We start from the raw sequence: 2,650 nt of genomic DNA on the forward strand, positions 1-2,650 counted from the left end.
GTGTATCAGTTAGGTCGTCGTCATTCCGGCGAAAGCCGGAATCCATCAGAGCGTCTCCCCCACGCACGTCTCTGGACACCGGCCTTCGCCGGTGTGACGGGTAGAGTCCCATTCCCTACCACGGCAAACTGATACACTACCGGAATAGGATATGTGGTATCTATCCGCAAAACGCCCACGGCCTCACCCCCGGCGGGGAACTTTGATTCCTGCGCCCGTCTGACAAGCTCGCGACGAATCCGGTACAATAAAGCCACGCACAAACGACACGACAATCAAGGAGACAACATGGAGCGGACTCTGATACTGGTGAAGCCCGACGGCGTGCAGCGCGGGCTGGCGGGCGAGATCCTCGGCCGCCTGGAGCGGACCGGCCTGAAATTAGTGGGGGCCAGGCTGCTGCAGATGGACACCGCCCTGGCCCGCCGGCACTACGCCGTCCATGAGGGCAAGCCCTTCTTCCCGGGCCTGGTGCAGTTCATCACGTCCGGCCCCATTGTCGCGCTGGTCTTCGAGGGGCCGCGAGCCGTCGAGGCCGCGCGCAAGGTGATGGGCGCCACGGACCCCGTCAAGGCGACGTCCGGCACCATTCGCGGCGACTTGGGCATTGACATTGGGCGTAACCTGGTGCACGGCTCGGACTCGGAGGAGACGGCCAGGAAGGAGATTGCTATCTTCTTCCGCCCGGAGGAGCTGGTCAGCTACTCCCGCTCCACCGACCCGTGGATTGTGGAGCCGAAGGCGGGCTAGGCGGCCTTGCGCGGCGGCAGGGCCACCGTCGCCTTGCCGGGCGTCATCACCTGGCCCCGCGGGTCTTCAATCCACACGTCCACGTCCACCAGGCCCCGACCGTCGGCCTGGCGCTTGCCCGTCACCTTGCCTTTGCAGACCAGCGTGTCGCCGGGAAAGCACATGACGCGGATGTTGTATCCCAGCTTCAGCAGGTCGCCGGGGACGCCGATCCAGTCGGTGAGCATCTGGGAGAGGAACACGCCGTGAAGAGGCCCCTGGACATTGGCGTCGCGGAAGCCCTGCGCCTGGGCGAACTCCTTGTCCAGGTGCAGCAGATACATGCTCCAGGTGGACGCCGCATACTGGATCATCTGGACAAGGCTGACCTTCTTGGTCAGCGCGGGCACGGCGTCTCCCACCCGCGCGTCCTCGTACCATAGGGGGGCGCCCCTGGCCGCGCTGACGCTCTCGGCGGCGGCGTAGGCCTCTGAATTGCGCGGCGGGAACCCCGACCCGGTCGGGGCGACGGTCTCTTTCTTCTCCGGCATGAAGATGAGCGTCTCGCGGTTGACCGCTATCTTCTCGCCCTTCTGGTTCGTGTAGCGCGTCTCGGAGAGCACAAAGACCAGCGGGCCGCTGCGCCCCTGCTTCTCCGACATTTCGGCGATGCGCCGCGTAGCGGTGATCAGGTCGCCCGGACGGACGGGCAGGAGCCACTCATACTCGTTGCCGCCGCGGGCGATGCGCGGCACGGGAGGCGGCAGGCTCACGCGGGAGAGACTTCGGCCATCCTTGCCCACGCGCGCGGCGAAGTTGTTGCTCATGTCGAAGACGTAGGTGGGCGGCGCGACGACTCCGCCGAAGCGCGTCTTCCGGGCGTACGCCTCGTCCACGTACAGTGGGTTCAGGTTCCCGACAGCCAGGCAATAGCGTTTGATGAGGCCCTTCTCCACGCCATCCACGCCGGGGAAGGCGTCTTCCTTGCCCAGCATGGCGCGGATTTCGGGCGTGATGAGGCTGCTCTGCACCATGGCCGACTCCTTACTAGCGGGTCCTACTGGATGCGGACGATGGTCTTGGCCTCGGCCCACACCTTGTCGAGCTGGTAGTACCTCCGCGCCTCGGGGGAGAACACGTGGACGACCACGTCGCTGAAGTCCAGGAGCACCCAGCCTGAATCGCTGGCGCCCTCCCGGTGGTGCAGACGCGTGTCGCCAACGCTCAGGGCCTGCTCCACGCCATCGGCGATGGCATCTACCTGGGGACCGGAGTCGGCGGAGCAGATGACGAAGTAGTCGGTGAAATTGCAGGCCTGGCGCAGGTCCAGCAGCATGATGTCCGACGCCTGCTTGTCGGATGCGGCCTCCGCGGCCGCGCGGGCCCTGTCCAGGCCCGTGAGCGTCTTCTTCCTTCGGGTCGTTGGGCTTTTAAGCTTGGGGCTTGTGGTCTTTGGGCTTTTGACCTTTGGTCTCTGGGTCTTCAGACGGCGCACCTCCGCGACAAAACGTTTCTTGATTGTAGTCGCCAGTTTCCGTCGAGGTCAATAGGCGGCATCCCGTCCCCGGCGTTGCTCCGCATCCGGCGGACCTTCCATGACAGCGGCGGCTCCCGCGGGCATCACAACTTGTCGTCTCCCAGCGGACGTGCGTATAATGAGCGGAGTTTCCTATCCAACGACACTCGCGCTCCACCGAAAGGAAAGGCCTATGGACAAGCCACAGCCTTACGCCTATTTCCAGAAGAAGGTCGTCCCGCTTGCTGACGCCAAGATCAGCGTGATGACCCACGCCCTCCACTATGGCACGGCCTGCTTTGAGGGCATCCGCGGCAACTGGAACGCGGAGGATGTCCAGATGTTCCTCTTCCGGGTCCCTGACCACTACGAGCGGGTGCAACGGAGCTGCCGAATCCTGAAGAT

Annotated in this window: 4 protein-coding genes; 2 read left to right on the forward strand and 2 right to left on the reverse strand. The window is 64.6% G+C overall.

From position 1 onward, the window contains the following. Positions 1 to 288 precede the first annotated feature (288 nt). Positions 289 to 750 carry a nucleoside-diphosphate kinase gene (gene ndk / locus Q7T26_10390; protein MDO8532549.1) on the forward strand — a complete coding sequence of 154 codons (462 nt, stop codon included), beginning with the start codon at positions 289 to 291 and terminating at the stop codon, positions 748 to 750. Here the strand turns inward: ndk and Q7T26_10395 are convergent. Together Q7T26_10395 and rsfS are read right to left on the reverse strand one after the other, a co-directional pair. Beyond that, on the reverse strand, positions 747 to 1,763 hold the full coding sequence (locus tag Q7T26_10395) for a MaoC family dehydratase N-terminal domain-containing protein (GenBank protein ID MDO8532550.1): 1,017 nt from the start codon (positions 1,761 to 1,763) through the stop codon (positions 747 to 749). The genes ndk and Q7T26_10395 overlap by 4 nt on opposite strands. Before the next feature lie 23 nt (positions 1,764 to 1,786). Then, positions 1,787 to 2,224, reverse strand: a complete 438-nt coding sequence (rsfS, locus tag Q7T26_10400; GenBank protein ID MDO8532551.1) for a ribosome silencing factor — start codon at positions 2,222 to 2,224, stop codon at positions 1,787 to 1,789. A 214-nt stretch (positions 2,225 to 2,438) separates the two neighbouring features. On the opposite strand from rsfS, the gene Q7T26_10405 reads away from it, so the two are divergent. Further along, positions 2,439 to 2,650: branched chain amino acid aminotransferase (locus Q7T26_10405; protein ID MDO8532552.1), on the forward strand; the 212-nt coding region annotated here is incomplete at its 3' end.

This window comes from Dehalococcoidia bacterium, from assembly GCA_030648205.1.
Taxonomy (GTDB): domain Bacteria; phylum Chloroflexota; class Dehalococcoidia; order JAUSIH01; family JAUSIH01; genus JAUSIH01.